This window comes from uncultured Tessaracoccus sp., from assembly GCF_947255005.1.
Classification (GTDB): domain Bacteria; phylum Actinomycetota; class Actinomycetes; order Propionibacteriales; family Propionibacteriaceae; genus Arachnia.
Genome location: NZ_CAMYFI010000037.1, coordinates 1 through 22,225 on the forward strand (window position 1 = coordinate 1; position 22,225 = coordinate 22,225).

Below are 22,225 nucleotides of genomic sequence, written 5' to 3' on the forward strand. Positions count from 1 at the left end.
TGCGCTGCACCTTGATCTTGACGTCCGTGGGTCCGACGGTGGGGCAGGGCACGTCAATGAGCTCGAGCCCCGTGCCTGGGCGCGTCTTTGCGATGGCCTTCATACCTGCACACTGTAATGCCGCGACGGGTGCGGTGCTGGTGGTTGAGTAGCTGCGCGTCCACCGGTGGTTGAGCCGCCCGCGTAGCGGGCGTGTCGAAACCACACTGCATCTCGATACACGCCTTCGCCGCTACTCGATGGTCGGATGGGGGCCGTCCACCGGTGGTTGAGCCGCCCGCGTAGCGGGCGTGTCGAATCCATCCACCACGAAACTTCAAAATCCGTACGCAGATTCACTTAACCCCCCAAAATCAGAGGGTTCGATCAATCTGCGTACGGATTTTGAAGGCGTCGGGCTGGTGAGTACCCGATCAACCTCGTGGGCCGCACCAGGCGAGGCGTTCGTAGTGTGTTTGATGATCGGGATATGTTTCCGGTGGGGCAATTACGGGTGGGCTATGAGGCGTCCTTCATGAAGCGCTCAGTGAACTTGGGGCCTGGGCTCAGGACTAGCGCCTGTTCCTCAGACGTGTCGAGGTTGTGGCCATGAGCCGTGGCATCATCTATGAACTCTTGGTAGTTCCCGATCTGTGGCTCAAAGGTGCCGTCGGGTGCCCAGTAATAGACGTTGCGGCTGAGCATGCCTCCCGGCGGATTGAATCCGGCCTCCGGGGTAAGCGTATTGAGCAGTTGCGCTATCGGGATGAGACTGGTGAGGCCCTCGTCGCGAGTGGGCAGAGAATACATCAGCAGTGAGCGATTGGGGACAGCGAGCAGCAGTCCATCTGGTGCTTCGATCTCGAGTTGCTGGAGCAGCGCATGTACATCGCCGATCTTCGAAGCGATGAACATAGACTCACCATTAGCGAAATGCACACTGTCTTCTTCGAAGAACTCATCAATGGGTTCGGCGTTCGTGTTGCGCTGGCCCTGAGCGAAGAGCGCATCCACTGGGATCTCAAGTTTTGCGACGCTTTCGTCTTGCAGTGTGGCGACGTGCGTCGGATAGTCAAGGCAAAGCACTTGTAGTAGATCGTTCCCAAAGGGTCGCCCGTATTCGTAGGATTCTGCTTCCGCTCCTGAGATGATCCGAGTCCGGATCATCGTGAGTAGTTCTTCTCTGCTCGGCTGGGGAGCGGAGTCGGCCTGCGCGGCTGTAATCGCAAACTGCAGCCAGCGTTGCAGCGTGTCCTCCCACTCCTGCATGGGAAGCTCTTGAAGTTGGTCAGTCAGGTTCTCCAGCGACAATGTGCCGCGACCGTCGATGTCGAGAGCATGTCCATGTTCAGTAATGACCGGCGTCGCGGTGATGCCGCGCACTTCGAGTTCGTGGATCAGGTAGCCGGCGGCGCTATTGAGCATGAGCTCTCGTTCTGGGTACTGGTGTTCGCTCACTGGGGTCTCCTCCGTGCATTCCGTCGTCAGTCTACGTACGGTTGGGTATGTTGTAGCAGCACCTCGAAGTGTCGTGGCTGGACAACGCGAGTGCCCAGCGCCCTGGAGGTGGGCTTGCGATTCCCCTTGACCGATGATGAGTGCTTGCCCCCACATCGCTGTCATACCCTCGCTAGGATCATTCCACTGATCGGGAGGTAATAGCCGCATGACCACCACAGTGCAGGAGATCATCGCTGGGTTCGCTGACGCACCGTCGCAGTCGGAAAAGGGCACCAAGTTTGAGCGCTTGATGATCGACTACTTCAAGCATGATGCGACGCTGGCCGCGCAGTACGACGAGGTGATGCAGTGGACGGAGTGGCCGCACCGTGGTTCGAGCATCGACGTCGGTATCGATTTGGTGGCGCGTTCCAAAGAATCGGGCGATTGGACGGCTATCCAATGCAAGTTTTATGACCCGCATCGGACGCTCCAGAAGGCTCATATCGATTCGTTCTTCACGGCTTCGGGTAAGCGGTGGGATGGTGTCGAATTCACCAACCGCATCATCATTTCTACGACGGACAAATGGTCGTCGCTCGCTGAAGAAGCGCTCAAAGAGCAGACCATTCCCGTACAGCGGCTGGGCCTAGCAGAGATTGCCCTTTCTCCCATCGACTGGGCGTTTGCCGACGAGACCAAGCTCATCGTTGACCTCAAACCGCGCACGAAGTTCGGGCTGAGGCCGCACCAACGCACCGCCATCGAGAAGATCAGCGAGGGGTTCGAGAAGCAGGACCGCGGCCAGTGGATCTCAGCGTGTGGCACGGGCAAGACGTTCACGTCGCTGAAGCTCACTGAAGCGATGGCGGAACGCAACGGCGGCAGTTTGAGGGTGCTGTTCTTGGCGCCGTCGATTTCGCTCGTTTCACAGTCGCTGCGGGAGTGGACTGCCCAAGCCACCACGGATCTACGCCCGTTCGTCGTGTGCTCGGACACGAAGGCGTCACGAGCCGCCGAGGATATTGCTCCCCACGACGTGCCGCTGCCCGCGACGACGGATCCACAGACGCTGCGTGACCGGCTAGCGGCTGGGAAGCGCGCGGCGGGGATCACCGTCGTGTTTTCGACATACCAGTCGCTGTCCGTGGTTGCAGAGGCGCAGGCGCTGGGCGTGCCTGAGTTTGATTTGATTCTCTGCGACGAGGCGCACCGCACGACGGGCGTCACGTTATCGGGCGAGGATGAGTCGCATTTCGTGCGCGTGCACGATCAGCAATTCATTCGCGGAAAGAAGCGTCTGTACATGACGGCCACGCCCCGCATGTTCGGTGACGCGGTGAAGACGAAGGCCGCAGATCACTCTGCGGAGCTCACCAGTATGGACGACCTCGCCCTCTTCGGGCCGGTGTTCCACCGCTTGGGATTCGGGGAGGCCGTCGAGAATGGGTTGCTCACTGACTACAAGGTGGCCGTGCTCATGGTCACGGAAGAACAGATGGCGGGCCCCATCCAGTCGATGATGGCCGACGACAACCTCGAGATTCCGTTGGATGACGCAGCCAAGATCATGGGCGCGTGGAATACCCTCGCCAAGCGCACGCATCCCGGCGACGCGGCTCCCGCGTTCTCGCCGGGAGAGACCCCGATGAAACGGGCCGTCGCGTTCTTGCCGAACATCAAGTCGTCGAAGCGCGTTGCGGATGCGTTCGAGGACGTGGTGCGTGCGTCGCGGCATGACGCCGACGAGATTCTGGTGACGGAGGCTCGTCACGTCGACGGCACGATGAATGCCATGGTGCGTGCCGACGAGCTCGCCTGGCTGAAAGCGCCGGTTCCGGACGGTGAGTGCCGCATCCTGACGAACGCCCGCTGCCTGTCGGAGGGCGTCGATGTGCCGGCGCTGGATGCGGTGATGTTCCTGAGCCCGAGGAATTCCGCCGTCGACGTGGTGCAGTCCGTGGGGCGTGTGATGCGGAAGGCGCCGGGCAAGGACTGTGGCTACATCATCCTGCCCGTGGCGGTGCCGGTTGGCGTCGAACCTTCCGAGGCGCTGAAAGACAACAAGCGTTTCAAAGTGGTGTGGGACGTGCTCAACGCGCTGCGCGCCCACGACGACCGCTTCGAGGCGATTGTGCAGTCCATCCAACTGAATGGCGGCAAGGACGACTCCGGGAAGGTGATCGTCGATGCCCCCGATCTGACCGGCGGCGACGCGGAGAGCCCAGACAAGCCTGGGGCTGCGGTGCAGCTGCCGCTGTTCCACCTGGCTGATTGGCGCGACGCCATCTACTCGCGGATCGTCGATAAGGTTGGCACCCGCGAGTATTGGGATCAGTGGGCGCGTGACGTGGCCAGGATGTCGGCGGCTCAGATCGCCCGCATTGAGGCGCTGTTGGCGGATGCCCCCGACGAGGTGCGGGCGCAGTTCGACACGTTCCTTGCCGGTTTGCAGGCGAACCTGAACGATTCCATCACTCGGGACGACGCGGTGAGTATGTTGTCGCAGCATCTCATCACCGCCCCGGTGTTTGAGGCGCTGTTCAGCGAGTCTGATTTCGCGAGCCGCAACCCGGTGAGCGTAGGCATGCAGGCCATGCTCGACACACTGGAGGGTCAGGGCCTGGACGCGGAGACGCAGAAACTGGACCGCTTCTACGAGTCGGTGCGGGTGCGGGCGGCGGCGGTGACGTCGGCGGCGGGTCGGCAGCAGGTGATCCACGATCTCTACGAGAAGTTCTTCAAGAACGCCTTCCCGAGGCAGGCCGAGGCGCTGGGCATCGTGTACACGCCGGTTGAGGTGGTGGATTTCATCCTCCGTGCCGCCGACGACCTTTCGCGCCAGCACTTCGGGCAGGGCCTCACCGACGAGGGTGTCACCATTCTGGACCCCTTCACGGGCACGGGCACGTTCATAGTGCGCCTGTTGCAGTCGGGCATCATCCGCCCGGAGGATCTGGGGCGGAAGTATGTGCACGAGCTCATGGCCAACGAGATCATGCTGCTCGCGTATTACGTGGCGTGCGTGAACATTGAGGCGACGTTCGAGGCGCTGCACGGCGGCGACGAGTACGTGCCGTTCCCCGGCGCGACAATGACGGACACGTTCCAGATCAGCGAGGAGGGCGACCGCGTCGACACCAGCCTGCTGCCCGCCAACAACGAGCGCATTACCAAGCAGCTGGCCACGGACATCACGGTCATCGTCGGTAATCCGCCGTACTCGGTGGGGCAGACGAACGCCAACGACAACAACCAGAATGTGAAGTATCGGACGCTCGACGGGCGGATCGCAGACACGTATGCGGCGCGCTCCAGCGCGCAGAACAAGAACTCGCTCTACGACTCTTACATCCGCGCCTACCGTTGGGCCACCGATCGGCTGGGGGAGCGCGGCATCGTCGCGTTCGTCTCTAACGGTGGCTGGATCGATGGCAACACCGCCGACGGCATGCGCCTGGCCATGGCCGACGAGTTCAGTGAGCTCTGGGTGTTCAACCTGCGGGGGAATGCCCGAACGGCAGGAGAGCAACGCAAGAAGGAAGCCGGCAACGTGTTTGAATCGGGCAGCCGCGCCACCGTCGCCGTCGTCCTCGGCATGAAGGATCCCGCGGACGCTGGCCCGGCTGTCATCCACTACCGCGACATCGGCGATTACCTGAGCCGCGACGAGAAACTCGCCATCGTCAACAGCGCCCAGTTGGGCGACGACGAATGGGCGGAGATCACACCCAACGCCGAAGGCGACTGGCTCAACCAGCGCGACGAACTGTTCCAGCAGTTCATGCCCATCAGTGAGGTTTTCCAAACCTATAGCAGGGGCGTAGAGACAACGCGTGACGCGTGGTGCTACAACTTCGACACAGCGCAGGTTGAATTCAACATGCGGCGTATGATCGAGACCTTCAATGCTCAAGCGGCAGAGCGTACTCCGCAAACGGAACAACTCGACGACTCCACAAAGATCAGTTGGTCCCGTAACCTGCGCAAGCGAGCAGCTCAAGGGAGAACCGAGGCCTTCCACCCAGGCAGCATCCGAGAGTCGCTCTACCGGCCTTTCACGAGACAGGCTCTGTACTTCGATGCAGTGTTCAATTCGGTTCCAGGACAGAACGCTGGATTCTTCCCGACGAACGCGACGCCCAACGTTGGCTTTTATCAGGTCGGATCTGGTTCGGCCGTGCCTTTCAGCGAGATTGCCACGGCAGCACTGCCAGATCGGCATGTGACCGGGGCTGGGAGCGGAGGCCAGTTCTTCGCCCGCTACACCTACGAGCCCGGCCCCAAGCGCGGTGAGGCGGAGACGCTGTTTGATGAATCGTTGGAGCTCGTGGACGGCTACCGCCGGATCGACAACATCACCGACGAGGCGCTCGCGCACTTCCAGCAGGCGTTCGGCCCGTCGGTGACGAAAGACTTGATCTTCACCTACGTCTACGGGGTGCTGCATTCCGCGCAGTACCGGGAGCGGTTCGCGGCCGATTTGAAGAAGATGCTGCCACGCATCCCGCTGGCCAAGGACCTCGCAGATTTCCAGGCGTTCGCCGACGCCGGCCAACGCCTTATGGACCTGCACATCGGTTACGAATCCGTCGAGCCGTATCCGCTGCAGGAGCAGGTGAAGGCGGCGGTGGACATGGACGAGTGGGAGCTCTACGCCGTCGGGGACAAGCGCATGAAGTTCCCCACCAAGGGCGGCGTGAAAGACCTGACCACGCTGGTCTACAACTCGCATGTCACGCTCTCGGGTATCCCGGAGGAGGCATACCGCTATCAGCTTGGCTCACGTTCGGCGCTGGAGTGGATCGTCGACCGCTACTACATCAAGACCGACAAGGCCTCCGGCATCGTGAACGACCCGAATGCGTGGTCGCGAGAAGTGGGTGACCCCCGCTACATCCGCGACCTCGTCGGGCGGGTCATCACCGTGTCGCTCGAGACTATGCGCATCGTCGACGCACTGCCCCACTTACCGCTGGGTGGCGAAGAGCCCGTCGGTGAGAGCCCGGTTGATGCAGAGCCGGAGCACAGCGTGCTGTAAGAAGCGCCCGAGAGATCGCCGTTACCCGTCGCGCCCGAGTTGCCAGAATACCCGACGCGGAGGCATGGCTGGACTCCTACCACTCGCCCACGGATGAGCAGAAAACCGAGTGGCGCGATCGGCAGAGGGGCTACGGGCTGGCTTGACCGTCCAAACGGTGGGTGATCTCTACGGTGTGTCGCGGGAGCGGATCCGGGAAATCGCGGCGAGCCGGGGCATCAGCATTCTGCAGCTGCACGAGGGAGCAAAACAGCAGCAAGATCGACGTCGGCGCCGTATGGATCGGCACATTTACGCCGCGTCGCTGACACAGCATCTGGTGAAGCCGGCCGAGGAGCTGCGCGCAGAGTGACTTCGGCTCACGGACTGCACGCCACCGATGGTTGAGTAGCGAGCGCAGCTCGCGTATCGAAACCGGCACTGCATCTCTATATGCGCCTTCGGCGCTACTCGATGGTCTGGGAGGGGAGGCCTGCCCAGATGGTTGAGTAGCCGCCGGAGGCGGCGTATCGAAACCCAGCACCGAACTTCACAATCCGTACGCAGGCTGACCAAACCTCCGATATTCGGAGGTTAAGCAAATCTGCGTACGAATTGTGAAGTTTTCGGCGCCTCTCGATGCGGCGACTACGTTGCCTACTCGATGGCCCGGGGAAGGAGAGCGTCTCGATATGCACCGGCGGCGTCACTCGATGTTCTGGGGTGGGAGCGGCCCCTCTGCACGACTCAGGGCTAGCCACGGAACAAGGCTCAGGACGTTTCAGTTCGGGGAAGATGGTCGGGTGAGTAGGTAGCAGACAGAGGGGGGAAATGAGGCCATCACTTCGAAATACTAACGAACCTTTGCAATACGTACCTCAGCTCCCGACTCCAGTACGTGATCCGTGAACGCTGTGGGCATCGCGTCATCAACAATAATCACATCAAAGTCGGAGACAGCACACACGCGATAGAGGGCAGTGCGCGCGTACTTCGATGAGTCAACAAGTAATATATTTTTCGTGGAAACGTCCATCATTTGACGTTTGATAGATGCAAATGACTGCTCAGGGTGGTAACAAAAGGAGTTGTCGATTGCGGTAGCGGACATAAAGCAGATATCAGGCCTGAGATCCTCCAAGGCACGTTCTGCCAGTATCCCGGTGTAGGCCTCCGCCCAGCTTATAAAAGTGCCGCCGGTCAGGATGAGGCTGAGTGAATGAGTCTTACGGACCGTCGACGCCACGAATTCAGCGTTCGTAATTACCGTGCATGGCTCTTTCCCCTGAAGGTGGGGAAGGAGTTGGATGTTCGTGGTGGAGTCATCGAAGCAAACAGACATGCCTGGTCGGATGTATTCACTCGCAAGTAAACAGATGGCATCCTTGGTGGATCTATTCTTTGCAATGCGTATGGCAGCTGCCGATTCGGTAAGCGAGGAGCTTGCGGCTCGGACGACTCCCTTTCGTCGTATAAGTAAGCCAGATTCCTCGAGTTCGGCAGTATCCCGGTAGACCGTCATGGTTGAGATATCGAACTTGCTGGCGAGCTCTTCAATGGTTGCTTCACCGTGAGAGACAACATAATCCAGCACCAGTCGTTGACGATCATGTAGGGTTCCCATGGTTTCACCCACCTTTAGCGCGATGGCTGCAATGTCTGTCCAGAGCATATCCACCGCAGTCGGCATGCGGGGATGTCCATGCTGAGATGTTCACCCTGCATGCCAACTGCTGCTTTGGCTGTTTACTTCTTACTTTGAGCGGGGGAGCACTGCCTGAGCGATGACATGCTTGACGTCATCCACGGGGCTATTCAACAGTTCATCCACTGCCGCAAACAGGGGAAGATCGTTCTTGGGATCTAGGTTGAGTTGATCGATGAGTTTCTTTGCGAGCCCTGCGGCGGGCACACCCTCGACAGTTTGCTCAAGGCGCGCCATCTCGGCGAGGGCTTCATCGGGCTTCTCGCCTCTGCCGATGCGCATGCCGTAGACCTTGTTTCTTCCCGAGAGGCCAGTTACCTCCAAATCGCCAACGCCCGCCAAGCCGAACGCAGTGGCCGGATCTGCGCCCATGGCAGCACCCAAGAGGGACATTTCCCGAACAGCTTGCGCAAACGTTGCAGCCTTCAAGTTGTGATGCGGTCTTTCCGTCGCTTCCTCGAGACCATCCGAAATACCCAACGCGATGGCGTAGACGTTCTTCATCGGAGCGCAAATCTCTACTCCAACCTCATCCTGGGTATGTTGAATAGCGTAGGAGCTGGATGCTGCTTCCCTGGCGTAGCGGTGAGCGACTTCTGCGTCGCTGCAGCCAAAGATCGTTGCTGTGGGTTCTCCCTGGGCGCACTCGTTCGCTTTCACAGGGCCAGCGATAGCGACGATTGGAGGAAGCGAGGTTACGCCCTCATTCTTCGCGATCTGGCGGATTGCTTCGGGGAGGAGCAGGATTTCCCCGCTGTCCGTTTCGTAGAATCCCTTCGAAGTGAGCCAAAGAGCGTCCGCCTGAGCAATGCCTGACAGTGCTCGTCGGGTGATTTCTGCCACTCCCACAGAAGCGACCGCCATGATTACTACGTCAGCGTCGGCCAGAGCCGTCGCCAACTCGTCGGAGCGAAAAGTTGTGACCTCGCTGTTGATGATTGCGCCCGTTCGAGGGTGAGGCTGATGGTGTTCGATTGCATCAATGAGGTGGTCATCGAGCCACGTGCCCCAAAGTCGAACGTTCCACCCTGCTTCTACTAGTGGATTGCATATTGCGGAGCCCATTGCGCCTGCTCCGAGCACTGTTGCTGTTGTCATGGATATTCTTCCTTCCTTGTCAGGCAGATTTATAGACTCGCGGCGGGCGATTCAGGGCGGGTGGATGGATATTTCTTTGCGAGGTTGTGAAGGCTTTCGAATGTCTCGCGCAATTGCGGGTACAGGGTACGCTGCACTTCAGCGATCTCCCGATACCGCTCGTGCAGATGCATGTCTGGCTCGATGGTTCGACCACTCTGCGCCATTTCACGCGCGGCGGTGGCCACGTCGGTATTGCCGTACACGCCAGTAGAAGCCATCGCGAGCACTGCCGCACCCAGGGCGGAAACCTCACTTTGGGCGGCTACCGTGATGGGTAGGCCAGTGGTGTCTGCCATGATCTGAGACCACAGCGTTGAACGCGTGCCTCCGCCCATGCCGCGCAGCTGCGTGAGCTTCGTGCCGGTGCCTTGCTCAATGGCGTCAAGGTTGTGGCGCATCTCGAAACCTATCGATTCGAGGATCGACCGGTACATGTGCGCACGAGAATGGGTGCCTCGCCACCCAACTACGGCTCCTCGCGCCAGCGCATCCCAATGCGGTGATTGGACGGCATTCCAGTAGGGCAGCGTGATGAGCCCTTCACACCCAGGAGGAATGTCTGATGCGGCCTCATCCAGCGCCGGGTCTGGTTCACCTAATAGTTTTGGATCGCCGAGCGACTCCCGGAACCAACCAGCCAGGTAGGAGCCAGAGGACTGCAGAACCTCAAACACATAGTTGCCGGGGATCCCTGATACATGGGTTCTGAACACGGAATCGTAGGTGTAGGTGGGCGACTCAACGCCAGCATTGACCGCAGTGCCGAGGTTCAGGTATCCGACTTCCGGAGTTACCGCAGCTGCACCGATGCCGGCGGCCTGGCCGTCGCCCAACCCCGCGATAATGGGAATACCTGGGGTGATGTTCCATTCCTTTGCAAGCGAATCCTTGAGGGGAGCGATCTCTTTGGACGGAGGGACGAGGTCCGGCATCTGTTCCTGGCTCACACCAGCGATATCGAGCAGCGACGGGGCCCATTGACGTTTCTGAATATCAAAGAGGCCAAGAGAGTCGGCGGCTGCTTCGGACGAAGCCCATCTTCCAGTGAGGTTCCAAACAATGTAGGCGAGCACGTCGGTGACTTTGTGGGCCTGCTGGAAGATTTCCGGTTCGTGTTCTTTCAGCCATGCCATTTTGTAAATGGCAGGAGTGACCCCCGCCGGCTTTCCCGACAGCTTGTGGATCTCGGTGGATCCGTAGCGCTCGATCTGATCGGCTGCTCGTGAGTCGAGCCATAGGATGCCCGGGCGAAGTGACTTGCCGGTTTCGTCGAAGGCCGCGAAGGATTCACGCTGGTGTGTGAGCGAAATGGCAGCGATGCGTTCGCGCTCGCCTGCGGAGAGTTGGGTGACGAGTTCAGCGATGGTGTCCCGGCTCGTCTCCCACCAACGCTCAGGGGTGTGCTCATAGTGATCCATCGCTGGCGTGTGCAGCTGGATGTTTCTCTTAGCAATCGTCCCAATGTTGCCCTGCACGTCGACACAGATTGCCTTAGTCGAGGTGGTTGAGGAATCGAGAGCGATGACCAAGGGGCCTTCACCATGTAGTTGCGTCATGTCATTCTCCATCGAATGGGTTGCTCGTAGGTGTTGAGCAACACTTTACATCTATGTGGGGTTTTTCACAACAAGTTGGGATCCGTGATGGATGCGCGCTGCCTGCGGCTCTACAGCTCACGACTGATTGTTGTAGCCGTCACGTGGTTTCGCTTTGCCATGAACGGTGGCGTTACAGAGCTCTGTGCTCCGTCACTGACCCTCCGGAGATGATGAGAGGTGCCCTAGGAGCTGTCTCTCCCGACGGGCTCCGGCGGAAGAGGCAGCTCACCCCTTCAAGTTCCCCAATCCATGCACACATGACGCTCGCGCGAGCTAAGGGCAGGTCTGGCTGCACCAGTGCTTGCTGTGCACCAGGCACTGACACGGACGTGCCTTCACGTGAGAGTGTTCCCCTGCAACGACGCGTTTCGCGACGACGGTTCGACGCGCCGCCCTATCTCGTCGGGGATCCTGAGAGCTATCACAGTCAGACACGCTGGGTAGACCCAGCACTGACGATGGCCGTGGGGGCATTCGGCGAGTGGCTGTCAGTCGGGCATCAGCGTCGGTCGGGAAGATCGACATCGAGGCCCTGCTCGACTAGCCACCGGGCCAACTCTGCTGGGCACTCCAACTCCGCCAGAGCAGTGTGTTTGTTGTAGTCGGTGGTCGCCTCTAACAAACACTTGTCGTAGACGGCCTTCATCGCATCGAGATCGCCACTGCTGAGGATCTTTCTGAAGTCTGCAGGCAGGGTTTTGCGCTTGCGGGCCATATGTGGTTGTTAGCAAGAGGGAGGGGCAAGCTGGTGGGTCGAGACGAGCTCATGACAGTGTGTGGTTCGAAGAGAGTGCCTGTGCTCGCGGGTGCCGCGACGCCATCCTGAACGTCGGCAGGTGGGGGACGGGGATCGCTAGTTGTACTGACCGGGGAGGTTGGTTAAGCGGGTGATGGGTGGCTGGTTGCTGCAGGCTGAGTGGGGTCTGTGGTGATTGTAGTAGTGGATCCATCCGTTCAGGGCATTACGGCGTTCTTGTTCGGAGGTGTAGCAGCGGGCGTAGGCCCAGCCATCGGCCAGGGTGCGGTGGAAGTGTTCGATCTTGCCGTTGGTCTGTGGTCGGCGTGGGCGGGTCTTCTTCACGGTGATGCCAAGTTGGTCGCAGACCTGCTGCCACAGGTGGGATTTGTAGGCTGACCCGTTGTCGGACAGGACTCGCTCGATCGTGATGCCCCGGGCAGCGAACCAGTCGACCGCCCGGGCCAGGACACCGGTGGCGGTCAGAGCGGTCTCGTCGTCGTGGACTTCGGAGTAGACCACTCGGGAGTGGTCATCGATCACGGAGTGCACGAAGGCGTGGCCGAGTCGGGGCTGGCCGTAGGCGTTGCGGCCACGGTTGCGGCTGTTCTGTCGGTTCCAGTTGCCTTGTTGGCGTCCGACGAAGCGCCAACCCCCGCCGTCGGGGATGTTGCCCAACTTCTTCACATCGACATGAACCAGCGATCCGGGGTGGTCGTGTTCGTAGCGGCGGATCGGTTCACCGGTGGCCCGGTCGCAGGCCGATAGCCGGTTCAGTCGACACGCGGTGAGGATCCGTCCCACGGTGGAGGGGGCGATGCCGAGACGGGCGGCGAGCTGGATCGGGCCTTCCCGCAGGCGCAGGCGCAGACTCACGCAGCGCTTCACAACCTGTTGCGGGGTCTTGGTCGGGCTGTGATGCGGCCGGGAAGGGCGATCGAGCATCGATTCGCCTGCCCGGTAACGCTCGGCCCACCGCTTCACCGTCGGCCACGAGACCTGGAATCGGGCGGCGACCTCGCTGATCGGCATACCCTGATCGATGACGAGCCGGGCGACGATCAGACGGTGTTTCGGGGTCAATGCTGCGTTAGCGTGGGACACAAGAGGGCCTTCCTGGTGAGAGCGGTTCTGTCGCAGGTCCCACTCAACCAGCAAGGCCCTCCCTTGCTCACACGCCCGGATCGCAGTCCTTCAACCAACCTGTCCGGTCAGTACAGCTAGTTCGAATACACCGACCTGCCGGATGCGGACGCGGAGCTCATCCGCTTCAGACGGTGGTGCTGGCGAGAGAACGGACGCTGTCCCCGAGCGCCTCAGCATTGAATAATCGCTAGGGCATAACACCGAAGACTATTACTCAGTCCTGGCCAGCGTCGAGCCAGGGGAATGGCACCCGGAACGCGACGCAAGCGCGTAGATGAAGTCTTGACTGTGGGCGCATCATACGCAGGCGCACACGGTGCGTCGACGGTTGGAAGAGCCGGCGCAGGCCTGGGCGATGCTTGCTGATGTGCTAGTGACACTGCAGTTTCCGGATCCTACGTGCGATGCGCTCTATGACGCACTCTTGGGTGCTGGACCACCAGGTCGGGGTACGCGAACCATGCCGGGCTCGATGCCACGAGTGCAACCCGCCATTTGAAACAGCTCGCGGCGCTTTACCTGCTCGCAGCACGAGGCGAAACGCGTGGGCGTCACTACGTGATGGCCCACCACTTCGAGCCATCCGCGACGAGATCACTGCGAATCGTAAGCCCTTTGGAAGACCCATATCCCACCCTGATGCTGGACCTCTGCACTGCATAGGCTTACGGACGTCGTCGTGGGTGATGTCGACTCGCAGGCTGCTCGGCCCTGATGGTTGAGTAGCGTGCGAAGCTCGCGTGTAGAAACCGGCGCTGCATCTCGACACGCGCCTTCGGCGCTACTCGATGGCCTGGGGCAGGCAAGGCGTCGGTCTGACCAGGCGGTTGAATAGCGAGCGAAGCGCGCGCATCGGAGGCCCGCCAGTTGAACCCCATTTGGTTATTCTCTTTCGTATGGGACTTACAACATCTCTGATCCTCACAAGCGAATCTGTGGCGGACGAGCAATTGCAAGCCTGGGGGCTTGCTCCGACGCAAACCAACGGTGACTTGTGGACCGCGTTCTGTGACCCGATGAACCAGTTCGTCGCGGTGGCCCGGCCACGTGATTGGACTATCTTGTTGGACCCGGAAATGCTGATCGCGGAGCACTTCGAAACTGACTCAATCACACTGCCCGGCATCTGGCACGTGGTGAGCACGGTGTCCTCGACTGGGTTCGTGGATTACCGTGTGTTCGTTGATGGCACACTCGTCCGGCACATGCTCGCAGGCGATGAGGAGCTCGACGAAGGCGCACCAGTGGTTGATGAATCCCCGTTTACCTTCCGTGAAAATGACGGGGCCGACGAACCGGTCGAGGTAGACGGCGACCTCATCATTCAGGAGCTTCCGCGCGTGGTCGGGGCTATCGGTGCTGACGACGACATCTTTGACGTCGAAGGGCAGTACTTCGCGTACCAGGAAGCCGCGCCGGACGTCGACGGAAACACGCCTGCACATGAAGAAGCAGGTACCACCTCGGGCGGGGAGGAAAGCAAGAACACATCCATCTTCGCCAGGCTGTTCCGCAAGAAGTAACTCGCATCGCCAGCCAGTAATCGATCTTGGCTGTTGGTGGTGGACGTGTCGCGGCGGTTCGATGCATGCAATATTACATGTATTGTTGAGGTGTGATCTTCACATCATCTGAGCTGACGGCTCGCGACCAAGAGGTTCTCAGCGACATCGCAGAGATGCGCGACAGTCTCGCTGGGATGCTCCGACTGCCTCGTAGGTGGCAGGGCAACTTGCGTCGCTCGTTGCAGGCTCGCGCCATTCGAGGGTCGAATACCATCGAGGGGTATGCCATCACGCAGCAAGATGCGGTTGCGGCGGTCGATGATGAGTCGCCGCTGCTGGCCGATGCGGCCACCTGGGCGGAAATCACTGGGTATCGGCGTGTGCTGACGTTCATTATCAACCATGCCTCCACGCCAGGTTTTCGCATTGATTCACAGACGTTACGCATCATGCACTACATGTTGCTCGAACATGACCTCGTCGGCTCATCAGCAGGATCGTTCCGAGCCACCGATATTTATGTTCGGGATTCTCATGATGATCGCGTCGTATACCGCGGCCCAGATCCTGACACGGTGCCGCAGCTAGTGGAGGAGCTGATGAGCAGCCTCACGGCGACCGATGCCGAGCCGCTCGTTACTGGGGCCATGGCGCATCTCAACCTCGTGATGATCCACCCTTTTCGGGATGGCAATGGGAGGATGGCTCGCGCGCTTCAGACAGTGGTGCTCGCGAGGGAACGGACGCTTTCTCCCGAGTTTCTCAGCATTGAGGAATGGCTGGGACACAACACCGACGACTATTACTCTGTATTGGCCAGCGTCGGACAAGGGGAGTGGCACCCCGAACGCGATGCGAGCTCGTGGGTGAGGTTCTGTCTACGGGCGCATCATATGCAGGCACAAACAGTCCGTCGGCGGTTGGATGAATCAGCGCATGTGTGGACGATGCTTGATGAGCTGCAGATAACGCAGCAGCTTCCGGATCCTGCGCTCGATGCGCTCTATGACGCATTCTTGGGTGCCCGGATCACTAGATCGGGGTACGCACAACAGGCCGGGCTCGATGCGACGAGTGCAACTAGGCACTTGAAACAACTCGCAGCGCATCACCTGCTTATCGCCCGAGGGGAGACACGTGGACGTCACTACGTGATGGGCCCAGCACTTCGAGCGATCCGCGACGAGGTGACTGCGAATCGCAACCCCTTGGAGGACCCATACCCCACCCTGATGCAGGACATTCGTACTCGCTAGGCACTTCGAATCGTTCGTGGATGATTTCAACTCGTCGCTCGCGTTCGGGTGTGTCTCGATCGGCCCTGCGGGCCTACTCGACGACCGGGGAAGCGCCAGGTGGTTGAGTAGCGAGCGCAGCTCGCGTATCGAAACCGCGCACGAAACTTCATAATCCGTACGCAGATGCGATGAAGGGCCCGTTTTTGGGGTGTTTGGTCAATCTGCGTACGGATTGTGAAGATGTTCAATCGGTGCATCTCGATACGCGCCTGCGGCGCTACTCGATGGTCTGGGAGGGGTAGGTGCATCTCGATACGCGCCTCCGGCGCTACTCGATGATCGGGTGAGACGAGGCGCCCGTCGTCCACCGGTGGTTGAGTAGCGCCCGAAGGGCGCGTATCGAAACCCCGGTTGCGTCTCGATACGCGGCTTCGCCGCTACTCGACGAGCGGAGCAGCAAGGACGCGGCGCCACCCAACTATTGAGGGCGCCCCGTCGCGGGACGCCCTCAATCGTCGAAGCAGGTTAGATCACTGCGCGGTGGGAGTGACCTCGTCCGACTTGGCCTCGAGCTTCGCGAGCTGGCGGGCAGCAGCGTCGCGGCCACCCAGACCGAACGCGAGCGCCGCAGCGGCGGCGCCACCGACGACAAGCGCGGCGAAGGCGAGGTTGATGATGGAATCAGCAATACCCATGAACTGCAGGCCCATAGCCGAGAACAACACGATGGTGGCCACGCGGATGATGTGCGAGGCGGTGCCGCTGACGATCTTGGCCAGGAGGTTGGCGATGAACACGCCGGCCAGGATCACGGCAGCACCGAAGAGGATGCGGCCGCCCAGCGAGAGGATGTTGTCCAGGATGCGGGTGATCGCCGCGAAGTTCAGCAGGTTGGCAGCAGCGACAGCGAAGAACAGGATGATCCCAACGCGAACGATGGTGGTGATCACCTTGACGGAATTCACCGAGCCGCGTTCGATGCCGAGGCCCTCGAGCTTCTCGTCGAGGTTCAGGCCCTCGAGGATCGGTTCCAGGATGTTGACGATGAAGTTCGCGATGACCACGCCGACAGCCAGAAGGATGCCGGCGCCGATGATCAGCGGCAGCGCGTCGAGGAACAACGACAGCATGCGAGTGGCGGGGCCAGAAAGTGCCGGGATGCCGAGCACATCGAGTGCCGCGATAGAGACCACAACGACGATGAGTGCGAACACCACGTTGCCGATGATGTCGGTGATGGAGCTGCGCTGCTGCGCAGGTCGCTGCTGCGGAGCGGCCATCTGCTGGTGCTGACCCTGCTGAGGCTGACCCTGCTGCGGGTACGGCTGGCCCTGCGGAGCCTGCGCGGGCTGCGTTGCCGAGCGGTTGATCGGCGCATCGGAGACACGCTTAGCATCGGAGCCGAAGTTGGCGACGCGCTCGTCGAAGTGCGCAGCGTGGAGGGCTGTGACGAGAATCTGACGCACGACCTTCGCCAGCACATAGCCGATGAAGAAGATCAGGCCAGCACCGACGACCCCCGGCACCGCTTGCATGAAGCCGTTGAGCAGGCCCTGCAGCGGCGAAAGTACGCTGTCGAGGCTGAAGAGCGTGAGGACTGCGGTGAGACCCAGCAGCCAGATCAGCAGCGACACGATGGTGGCAAGCGAACCGGCGAGGCCCCTGCCGCCGTCTTCAGAGCGCTGCAAAAACGGGATCTTGACGAGCCACTTCGACAGCGCGCTCTTCACCAGAGATGCGATGATCCATGTAGCTAGGAGAATGACGATGGCGGCAACGATATTGAGCAGCAGGCTGCCCCAATCGATGTTCAGCGAATCCATGTGTGTACTCACTCTTCTTGTGTGGTTGAAGATGGGTGGTGTCGCACTCCGGAATGGGCACGAACTCCATCGACTACCCTTCAAGTTCTCGGAAACGGTGTCAAGGCCGGTCACATGAACTCTGGGTGAACGCAGCTGTCGGCAGCGGGTGACCACCGCAACGGTTCGCTGACAGCGAATATCTCAGCCCGTCGCGGCACGACAGTTACATGCGCGGGGCCTGTTCCCAACTTGTGAGATCGGCTGGGGTGTCCAAGTCGACGGGAACCGCTCGGCCAGGTTCCACCTCGACCAAGCGCAGGGGAGCGAGCACCCGTCGCAGCGGGGCGTGCTTGAGGTCTCCGAACGCGTCGATGGCACGCTGCAGCGCTGCTGTGCGGTACCAGCCCATGAGCCATTGCCAGCGCTCATTCGCGACGAGCGCCGCCCCGTCCACTTCCTCCGGCAGGCCCGTGCCTACCTCTCGCAGCCGGGAGGCCACGCGCGCCGCGTCGGGCAGGTCCACGCACAGCACCATCGTCCACGTGCTCGGATGCTCAATCGCAGCAAGTCCGGCCCCGAGCCCAGCAGTCGGCCCCGTGCCAGGAGGATCTTCGCGCGTGAGCACCACGCCGTGGGGCACCGCAGCATCACCGACGACCACGGTCTGCCGCGCGTCGCGCACGGCGTCGACGACGGTGTCGAGCAGGCGGGAGCCGTCGACGACGAGGTCAGCCTTCGACACCCCACCCATGCGCCTGCCGGCACCACCGGCGACGATGATGGCGTCGTAGTCGAGCGAAGGCGCGTGCATACCCATGCAGCTTACCGACGTCCCACCCGCCAGGTGTTCTGCCTCCCGGCAACGCACACGATCAACAGCGCCAGCGCAATGAGCACGACGGACAACGCGATGGCCGTGTCCGCATCCTGCTCGCGCAACAGATAGATCTCGAGGGGCAGCGTGCGTGTCACGCCCTGCAGCGACCCGGCGAACGTGAGCGTCGCACCGAACTCGCCGAGCGCCCGCGCAAACGACAACGCCGTTCCCGACGCAATCGCCGGCCACATGAGCGGCAACGTCACACGCCACAACGTGCGCGTGGGCGACGCGCCCAGGCTGGCGGAGACGGCGTCGTACTCGGCGCCTTGCGTGCGAAGCGCACCCTCCAACGACGTGACGAGAAACGGCAACGCGACGAAGGTCTGCGCCATCACCACAGCCACCGTCGTGAAGCCCACCTGGATTCCAGCCACCTCGAGGAACTGCCCCACCAACCCGCGCCGACCGAAGGTGGTGAGCAGCGCCAGGCCCGCCACCACCGGAGGCAGCACCATCGGCACCGTCACCAGCGTGCGCACGACCGTACCCCACCACGCCTCACTTCGTGCCAACACGAGCGCCAACGGCACCCCAATCAGCAGCACGAGCACGGTCGAAATGCTGCAGGTGATGAGGCTCAGCCGGAGTGCGTCGAGCGCTCGCGCCGAGGTGAGCAGCGAAGGTAGCGCAGCCCAATCGGCACTCACCAGCAAACCGATCAGGGGTACGGCGAGCACCGCCACGCCGAGCGTGAACGGGGCAAACAGCCACCGAGGAAGTGGTTGCATGAACGACTAGGGTGCAGGCGGGCCGAAACCGTAGTCGCTGAGCGTCTTCTGCCCGTCGCCAGTCACTTGCTCAATGAACGCGCGCGCCTTGGCGCTGTCACCACCGCGCACCGCGGCGATCCAGTAGGTGTTGGGATCGTTCTTCGCTTCCGGAATTTCAATGGTGTGCACCTTGTCGCCCGCGCCGGTCGCGTCGGTAGCGTAGACGAGCCCCGCATCGGCTTCACCCGCGGTGACCTTACCGAGCACGTTGGTAACGCTCGTCTCCTCAGAAACAGGCTTCAGGCTTATCCCGATGGCTTCCGCCAACCGGTTTGTGGCACCTCCGCACGGCACGTCGGCCGCGCACACGACGAGTTTCGCGCCGTCGAGTGACTCATTGAGGCCAGTAACGCCAGCCGGGTTGTCGGACGGCGTGACGAGCACGAGCGTGTTGGTGGCGAACATCGTCGGTTCGCCGTCGATGAGATCCTTCTCGACGGCCTTGTCCATGTTGCGTTTGTCAGCCGAGGCGAACACGTCGGCGGGCGCTCCGCCGGCGATCTGGTCAACCAGGCCGGACGAGCCGTCGAAGGAGAAGGAAACGTTGGAACCTTCGGCGATGTCCTCGAACGCCGCGTGCAGCGATGCCGCCGCGAACACGACGGTGTCGTCGGTCGCTGCGGGGGACTTGGACGCCTCAGGTGCTGAAGGCGTCGAAGCGCATCCTGCCAACAGCAAGAGCGCGGACGAGATAGCAAGGAAACGGCGCATTATGCCTCGATCGTGACGTTGGTGGACTTGATGACAGCGGTGGCGACGACGCCTGGCTCCAGGCCGAGCTCCTCTACCGCCTCGGTGGAAATGAGCGACACGACCCGGTAGGGCCCACACTGCAGCTCGACCTGGCTCATGACCTTATCGGAGGTCACTTTGACCACCAGGCCCGTGAAGTGGTTGCGCGCCGAGCGATGACCAGAGCGGGGGTCCAGTGCTGCCGGGTTGTGCGACGCTGCCTGTTCCTGCGCGAAGGTGGCAAGCGAGGCGCCGTCGATCACCAGCTTCCCGGAAGCGTCTTGTTGCGAGGCTACCCGGCCTGCATCTGCCCAGCGACGCATGGTGTCATCCGACACCCCCAGGAGCTGAGCAGCTTGTGAAATCCGTATTTGCGACATAAAGTGCAGGGTATCAGTCGCATGCGCGCAACGGTACTGTGGGGGCATGCCGTATCGCGCACTGGTGATCACCTGCTCCGACCGAGCTCATGCGGGAGTCTATGCCGATCGCTCAGGCCCGACCATCGTCGACGGACTCCGCGCGGCAGGCTTCGACGCGTCTGCCCCCACCGTCGTCCCCGACGACATCGACGCCATCGTCGGCGCCATCCGGCAGGCTGTGCGCGGCGGTGCCCGCGCGGTGGTCACGTGTGGAGGCACCGGCGTCGGTCCGCGAGACGTCACCGTCGAAGCCACGCGCGGCCTGCTCGACTACGAACTACCGGGCATCGCGGAGGTGCTGCGCCGCGTCGGGCCCCAGCCGCACGCCATGCTCTCGCGCGGCCTCGCGGGTATTGTTACCTGCGACGGCGTGCGAGCCGTGGTGGTAAACGCGCCGGGGTCGGTGGGAGGCGCCCGCGACACCGTAGAACACATCGTGCCCGCGCTCCAGCACCTCATCGATCAGCTCGATGGGGGAGACCATGGATAACAAGCAATGTGCGACTGGGCGCACACCAGATGGTGATTTTGCCCTCGCAGAGGCGGTTTTTACGATCTGGTGTGCGCTCAGTCGAGCAAACATGAATTATCCGGCTAAGCTTGCTCCCTATGCTTGAGCTCAGGGACGCACACGCGCGCGTGGCCCGTGATCTACGGGTGTCCCTGACTGACCGTTGCAACCTTCGATGCGTGTACTGCATGCCTGCGGAGGGAATGCAATGGATCCCTCGCGACGAAACGCTCACCGACGATGAGATTGTGCGCCTCATCCGCGTGGGGGTGGAGCAGCTCGGCATCACGAAGGTGCGATTCACCGGCGGAGAGCCTCTCATCCGTCCGGGCCTCGCCAGCATCCTCGCCCGCGTGAAGCAGCTCCGACTTCCAGGTGGCACCGCACCAGAAACGGCGCTGACTACGAACGGCATCGGTCTCGCTGCCAGGGTGGAGGAGCTCCGCGACGCAGGCCTCGACCGCGTGAACATCTCCATCGATTCCCTCGATGAGGCACGTTACGCGCAGATGTCCAGACGCGACCGCCTCCCGGACGTGCTCGAAGCCATTGAAGCCGCCCACGCAGCGGGCCTGCGGCCGGTGAAGATCAACGCCGTCATCATGCGCGGCATCAACGAATCCGACGTGGTGCCCCTGGCGGAATTCGCCCTCAAAGGTGGCTACGAGCTGCGGTTCATCGAGCAGATGCCGCTTGGGCCGAAGGGCGAATGGAACCGGCACGACATGGTGACCGCACAGGAACTTCTCGACGTGCTCGGCACGCGCTTCCAACTCTCACCCGCTGTCGAGCCACGCGGCGCCGCCCCGGCGGAGCTGTGGAGCGTCGCGCCCGACGACACCCAGCCCGGCGGACACATCGGCGTGATCGCATCGGTCTCGCACCCGTTCTGCACCAGCTGCGACCGCACCAGGATCACGAGCGATGGCCAGATCCGCACCTGCCTGTTTTCGCGCACGGAGACGGACCTGCGCGCGCTGCTTCGTTCGGGGGCCGACGACGCTACGCTGGCGGAAACCTGGGCGGGCGCGCACCATCGTAAACCGAAGGCCCATGGCATTGACACGGACGAATTCGAGCAGCCACAGCGTGGCATGAGCGCGATTGGAGGATGAATGCAGATCAGGTTCTTCGCAGGAGCCGCAGAGGCTGCGGGCGGTGACAGCCGCGAGGTCGACGCTGAGGGGCTCACTCTTGAAGCTCTGCGCGAGCAACTCGGCCAGGGCGACGAACGCCTCGCCCGGGTGCTGCAAGTTTGCACCTTCCTCGCCGACGGGGAGCCCATCGCGAGCGGCTCGCTCGACGGGGTGGCTACCCTCGACGTCCTCCCACCCTTCGCCGGCGGGTAATCCATGGCCGCACGCATGGATGCCGCCGTCGTTGAGGTTACTATCGACGACGCGCGGCTCGAGGAATTCGCCGCCGACGATGCCGCCGGCGCAGTAGTGACGTTTCGAGGCGTAGTGCGCAACCACGACGAGGGACGCGCGGTCACGGGCATTCGCTACGTCGGGCACCCGTCGGCTGATGCAGTGATGCGCCGCACCGTCGCCGAATTCCAGGAACGCGACGGTGTACACGCCATCGCGGCACACCAC

Annotated in this window: 19 protein-coding genes; 8 read left to right on the top strand and 11 right to left on the bottom strand. The window is 61.7% G+C overall.

The window, feature by feature from the left end; all coding sequences use genetic code 11:
- Positions 1–498 precede the first annotated feature (498 nt).
- On the bottom strand, positions 499–1,404 hold the full coding sequence (locus Q0X61_RS08615; RefSeq protein ID WP_297742126.1) for a hypothetical protein: 906 nt from the start codon (positions 1,402–1,404) through the stop codon (positions 499–501).
- Between the two features lie 241 nt (positions 1,405–1,645).
- Between Q0X61_RS08615 and Q0X61_RS08620 the strand changes: the two genes are divergently transcribed.
- Both Q0X61_RS08620 and Q0X61_RS08625 read left to right on the top strand, forming a co-directional pair.
- The gene (locus Q0X61_RS08620; protein ID WP_297742127.1) at positions 1,646–6,460 is read left to right on the top strand and encodes a DEAD/DEAH box helicase; all 4,815 of its coding nucleotides are present in this window, start codon (positions 1,646–1,648) and stop codon (positions 6,458–6,460) included.
- Between the two features lie 157 nt (positions 6,461–6,617).
- A complete protein-coding gene (locus Q0X61_RS08625; RefSeq protein WP_297742128.1) occupies positions 6,618–6,812 on the top strand; it encodes a hypothetical protein in 195 nt (64 codons plus the stop codon).
- Between the two features lie 480 nt (positions 6,813–7,292).
- Here Q0X61_RS08625 and Q0X61_RS08630 read toward each other — a convergent pair whose 3' ends face one another.
- The 5 genes from Q0X61_RS08630 to Q0X61_RS08650 all read right to left on the bottom strand — a co-directional run bounded on the left by Q0X61_RS08630 (position 7,293) and on the right by Q0X61_RS08650 (position 12,722).
- Complete coding sequence (locus Q0X61_RS08630; protein WP_297742129.1) at positions 7,293–8,129, bottom strand: DeoR/GlpR family DNA-binding transcription regulator; 837 nt, start codon at positions 8,127–8,129, stop codon at positions 7,293–7,295.
- A 63-nt stretch (positions 8,130–8,192) separates the two neighbouring features.
- Positions 8,193–9,242, bottom strand: coding sequence for an NAD(P)H-dependent glycerol-3-phosphate dehydrogenase (locus Q0X61_RS08635; protein WP_297742130.1), 1,050 nt, complete (start codon positions 9,240–9,242; stop codon positions 8,193–8,195).
- A gap of 29 nt (positions 9,243–9,271) precedes the next feature.
- Positions 9,272–10,840 carry an FGGY-family carbohydrate kinase gene (locus Q0X61_RS08640; RefSeq protein ID WP_297742131.1) on the bottom strand — a complete coding sequence of 523 codons (1,569 nt, stop codon included), beginning with the start codon at positions 10,838–10,840 and terminating at the stop codon, positions 9,272–9,274.
- A 541-nt stretch (positions 10,841–11,381) separates the two neighbouring features.
- Positions 11,382–11,597, bottom strand: coding sequence for a hypothetical protein (locus Q0X61_RS08645; RefSeq protein ID WP_297742132.1), 216 nt, complete (start codon positions 11,595–11,597; stop codon positions 11,382–11,384).
- 138 nt (positions 11,598–11,735) lie between these two features.
- A complete protein-coding gene (locus Q0X61_RS08650; protein ID WP_297742144.1) occupies positions 11,736–12,722 on the bottom strand; it encodes an IS481 family transposase in 987 nt (328 codons plus the stop codon).
- 938 nt (positions 12,723–13,660) lie between these two features.
- Here Q0X61_RS08650 and Q0X61_RS08655 point away from each other — a divergent pair.
- Positions 13,661–14,287 carry a hypothetical protein gene (locus tag Q0X61_RS08655; RefSeq protein WP_297742133.1) on the top strand — a complete coding sequence of 209 codons (627 nt, stop codon included), beginning with the start codon at positions 13,661–13,663 and terminating at the stop codon, positions 14,285–14,287.
- A 92-nt stretch (positions 14,288–14,379) separates the two neighbouring features.
- A complete protein-coding gene (locus Q0X61_RS08660) occupies positions 14,380–15,525 on the top strand; it encodes a Fic family protein (protein ID WP_297742134.1) in 1,146 nt (381 codons plus the stop codon).
- Between the two features lie 512 nt (positions 15,526–16,037).
- Here the strand turns inward: Q0X61_RS08660 and Q0X61_RS08665 are convergent.
- The 5 genes from Q0X61_RS08665 to Q0X61_RS08685 form a co-directional block, all read right to left on the bottom strand.
- The gene (locus tag Q0X61_RS08665) at positions 16,038–17,330 is read right to left on the bottom strand and encodes a mechanosensitive ion channel (protein ID WP_297742135.1); all 1,293 of its coding nucleotides are present in this window, start codon (positions 17,328–17,330) and stop codon (positions 16,038–16,040) included.
- Positions 17,331–17,535: 205 nt separating this feature from the next.
- Positions 17,536–18,123, bottom strand: a complete 588-nt coding sequence (locus Q0X61_RS08670; protein ID WP_297742136.1) for a molybdenum cofactor guanylyltransferase — start codon at positions 18,121–18,123, stop codon at positions 17,536–17,538.
- A gap of 11 nt (positions 18,124–18,134) precedes the next feature.
- Positions 18,135–18,920 (bottom strand): ABC transporter permease, encoded by a 786-nt coding sequence (locus Q0X61_RS08675; RefSeq protein ID WP_297742137.1) that lies wholly within the window; start codon positions 18,918–18,920, stop codon positions 18,135–18,137.
- Positions 18,921–18,926: 6 nt separating this feature from the next.
- Positions 18,927–19,673 (bottom strand): molybdate ABC transporter substrate-binding protein, encoded by a 747-nt coding sequence (modA, locus tag Q0X61_RS08680; protein WP_297742138.1) that lies wholly within the window; start codon positions 19,671–19,673, stop codon positions 18,927–18,929.
- On the bottom strand, positions 19,673–20,074 hold the full coding sequence (locus Q0X61_RS08685; protein WP_297742139.1) for a molybdopterin-binding protein: 402 nt from the start codon (positions 20,072–20,074) through the stop codon (positions 19,673–19,675). The genes modA and Q0X61_RS08685 overlap by 1 nt, the downstream gene beginning before the upstream one ends.
- Before the next feature lie 46 nt (positions 20,075–20,120).
- On the opposite strand from Q0X61_RS08685, the gene Q0X61_RS08690 reads away from it, so the two are divergent.
- From Q0X61_RS08690 to Q0X61_RS08705, 4 genes are all read left to right on the top strand, one after another.
- Positions 20,121–20,606, top strand: coding sequence for a molybdenum cofactor biosynthesis protein B (locus Q0X61_RS08690; RefSeq protein ID WP_297742140.1), 486 nt, complete (start codon positions 20,121–20,123; stop codon positions 20,604–20,606).
- 119 nt (positions 20,607–20,725) lie between these two features.
- Positions 20,726–21,742 (top strand): GTP 3',8-cyclase MoaA, encoded by a 1,017-nt coding sequence (moaA, locus tag Q0X61_RS08695; protein WP_297742141.1) that lies wholly within the window; start codon positions 20,726–20,728, stop codon positions 21,740–21,742.
- Positions 21,743–21,976, top strand: a complete 234-nt coding sequence (locus Q0X61_RS08700; protein ID WP_297742142.1) for a MoaD/ThiS family protein — start codon at positions 21,743–21,745, stop codon at positions 21,974–21,976.
- Positions 21,977–21,979: 3 nt separating this feature from the next.
- Positions 21,980–22,225, top strand: a 246-nt coding sequence (locus Q0X61_RS08705) for a molybdenum cofactor biosynthesis protein MoaE (RefSeq protein WP_297742143.1), incomplete at its 3' end; no start/stop codon positions are given.

Coding starts and splice junctions, on each gene's coding strand:
- Q0X61_RS08615 (WP_297742126.1), bottom strand. CDS start 1,404: ATGCTCAATAGCGCCGCCGGCTACCTGATCCACGAACTCGAAGTGCGC.
- Q0X61_RS08620 (WP_297742127.1), top strand. CDS start 1,646: ATGACCACCACAGTGCAGGAGATCATCGCTGGGTTCGCTGACGCACCG.
- Q0X61_RS08630 (WP_297742129.1), bottom strand. CDS start 8,129: ATGCCGACTGCGGTGGATATGCTCTGGACAGACATTGCAGCCATCGCG.
- Q0X61_RS08635 (WP_297742130.1), bottom strand. CDS start 9,242: ATGACAACAGCAACAGTGCTCGGAGCAGGCGCAATGGGCTCCGCAATA.
- Q0X61_RS08640 (WP_297742131.1), bottom strand. CDS start 10,840: ATGACGCAACTACATGGTGAAGGCCCCTTGGTCATCGCTCTCGATTCC.
- Q0X61_RS08645 (WP_297742132.1), bottom strand. CDS start 11,597: ATGGCCCGCAAGCGCAAAACCCTGCCTGCAGACTTCAGAAAGATCCTC.
- Q0X61_RS08655 (WP_297742133.1), top strand. CDS start 13,661: ATGGGACTTACAACATCTCTGATCCTCACAAGCGAATCTGTGGCGGAC.
- Q0X61_RS08665 (WP_297742135.1), bottom strand. CDS start 17,330: ATGGATTCGCTGAACATCGATTGGGGCAGCCTGCTGCTCAATATCGTT.
- Q0X61_RS08670 (WP_297742136.1), bottom strand. CDS start 18,123: ATGCACGCGCCTTCGCTCGACTACGACGCCATCATCGTCGCCGGTGGT.
- Q0X61_RS08675 (WP_297742137.1), bottom strand. CDS start 18,920: ATGCAACCACTTCCTCGGTGGCTGTTTGCCCCGTTCACGCTCGGCGTG.
- modA (WP_297742138.1), bottom strand. CDS start 19,673: ATGCGCCGTTTCCTTGCTATCTCGTCCGCGCTCTTGCTGTTGGCAGGA.
- Q0X61_RS08685 (WP_297742139.1), bottom strand. CDS start 20,074: ATGTCGCAAATACGGATTTCACAAGCTGCTCAGCTCCTGGGGGTGTCG.
- Q0X61_RS08690 (WP_297742140.1), top strand. CDS start 20,121: ATGCCGTATCGCGCACTGGTGATCACCTGCTCCGACCGAGCTCATGCG.
- moaA (WP_297742141.1), top strand. CDS start 20,726: ATGCTTGAGCTCAGGGACGCACACGCGCGCGTGGCCCGTGATCTACGG.
- Q0X61_RS08700 (WP_297742142.1), top strand. CDS start 21,743: ATGCAGATCAGGTTCTTCGCAGGAGCCGCAGAGGCTGCGGGCGGTGAC.